Here is a 1,753-nt window from a genome sequence, read left to right on the forward strand (position 1 = left end):
AGCATCCGCTGCGCGAGGGCGTGCGCGACAACACCAACCACTACGTCACCGGCCGCGACGGCGGGCGCGACATCGACCTGCGCCGCTTTGCGCTGCAGGGCATGCAGCTGCACGGCGCGCTGCAGGCGGTGGAGCCGCAGGCCGATGGCGACGTGCTGCTGCGCTTCAAGCCCGGCCTGGCCGAAGTGCTGGACCGCGCTGATGCCACCTACAACGGCATCAACGCCAGCATCGACGAGTACATCGAACGCAGGGGCCTGCAGGCCCCGCCGCCCAGCCGCTACGAACCCGTGTGGCAACCCGGCGAAGAGCCGCTGTCGCTCAGCCTGCAGCAGGCGGGCATCGGCAGCGTGGTGTGGTGCATCGGCTTTGCGCCCGACTTCGGCTGGCTGGACGCGCCGGTGTTCAACGGCCGCGGCCAGCCACAGCATGAGCGCGGCGTCACCGCGCTGCCGGGCCTGTACTTCCTGGGCCTACCCTGGCTGCACACCTGGGGCTCGGGCCGTTTCTCGGGCGTGGCGCGTGATGCGCAGTACCTGGCCGAGGTGATCGCTGGGGAACGCAGCGCTGCACCGGTGCCCAACGCCCCGGCGGCCGTGCCCGGGTAAGCTGCGTGCCCCCACGCATGCGCACGACCATGACCACCGTTCTGCACGAACAACGCAGTACCACGCTGCCCACCGCCCAGCCTGAAGGCGAGGCGCTGTGGCTCACCGCCGCCGACATCGAAGCCGCCACCGGCTGGCAATGGAAGCCCGAAGGCCTGTGCCAGGGCGACATCTGCCTGCCGGTGCCGCCCGCGCAGCGCGCCCAGTGGGTGCGGGAAGAAGCTGCCGAGCAGCCCGCCCGGCTGGACCTGGCCGCGTTATGGCGCCACAGCGGCCAGCCCGTGGTGCACGACGCCGCCGGCAGCACCTGGGTGCTGGGGGCTGGTGCGGACCAGCGGGCCGAAGCCCTGCAATCGCTGCAGGCGCCCGACTTCACGCTGCCCGACCTGCAGGGCCAGCCCCACAGCCTGAGCCAGTACCGGGGCAGCAAGCTGCTGCTGGTCACCTGGGCCAGCTGGTGCGGCTGCCGGCTCGACCTGGCACTGTGGCAATCCTTGGTCACCGAGCTGCAGGACACCAACTTCACCGTACTGGCCATCGCGCTGGACACGGCCGAAGCCGCCCGCCCCTGGATCGAGGCCGCTGCGCCCAGCTACCCCTGCTTGATCGATGCCGACCACCATGTGGCCGCCTTGTACGGCATCGTCAACGTGCCGCAGGCGGTGTGGATCGACGAAGCCGGCCGCATCGTGCGGCCGACCGAGACCGCCGGCTCCAGCGATGCCTTCCGCTCCATCGACCGCAGCACCGGCGCGCTGGCCCCTGAGCTGGCGCAGGCCAGCCAGCAGCGCAAGGCCGCCTACCTGGCCGCGGTGCGAGACTGGGCCCGCCAGGGCCCGGCCAGCGCGCATGCGTTGCCGGCGCCGCAGGCCGCGGCCCGCGTGCCCGCGCCCAGTGCGGCGCAGGCCGAGGCGCATGCCTGGTTCCTGCTGGGCCAGCAGCTGCTGCGCCAGGGCCAGTCTGCAGAAGCGCGCGCCGCGCTGGACCGTGCCAGCCAGCTGCACCCCGACTCTTGGGCCATCTGGCGCCAGCATGCACCGCGCGACGCCCGCGGCCTGGCCGTGGGCGAAGCCTTCTGGGCGCGGGTGGATGCGCTGGGCGACAAGCCTTACTACGCGTCGGCGCAGCTATAGCTATAGGCCATC

The 1,753-nt window shown here is 72.2% G+C and carries 1 protein-coding gene and 1 pseudogene; both read left to right on the plus strand.

Annotated elements, in window-relative coordinates; translation table 11 throughout:
- Positions 1 to 608: pseudogene (locus ABNT58_RS29025) on the plus strand (FAD-dependent oxidoreductase); the annotation flags it as partial.
- A 29-nt stretch (positions 609 to 637) separates the two neighbouring features.
- A complete protein-coding gene (locus tag ABNT58_RS29030) occupies positions 638 to 1,741 on the plus strand; it encodes a redoxin domain-containing protein (RefSeq protein WP_348756820.1) in 1,104 nt (367 codons plus the stop codon).
- Positions 1,742 to 1,753: the final 12 nt, after the last annotated feature.

The organism is uncultured Aquincola sp., from assembly GCF_964001545.1.
In the GTDB taxonomy this organism is placed as follows: Bacteria; Pseudomonadota; Gammaproteobacteria; order Burkholderiales; family Burkholderiaceae_C; genus Aquincola.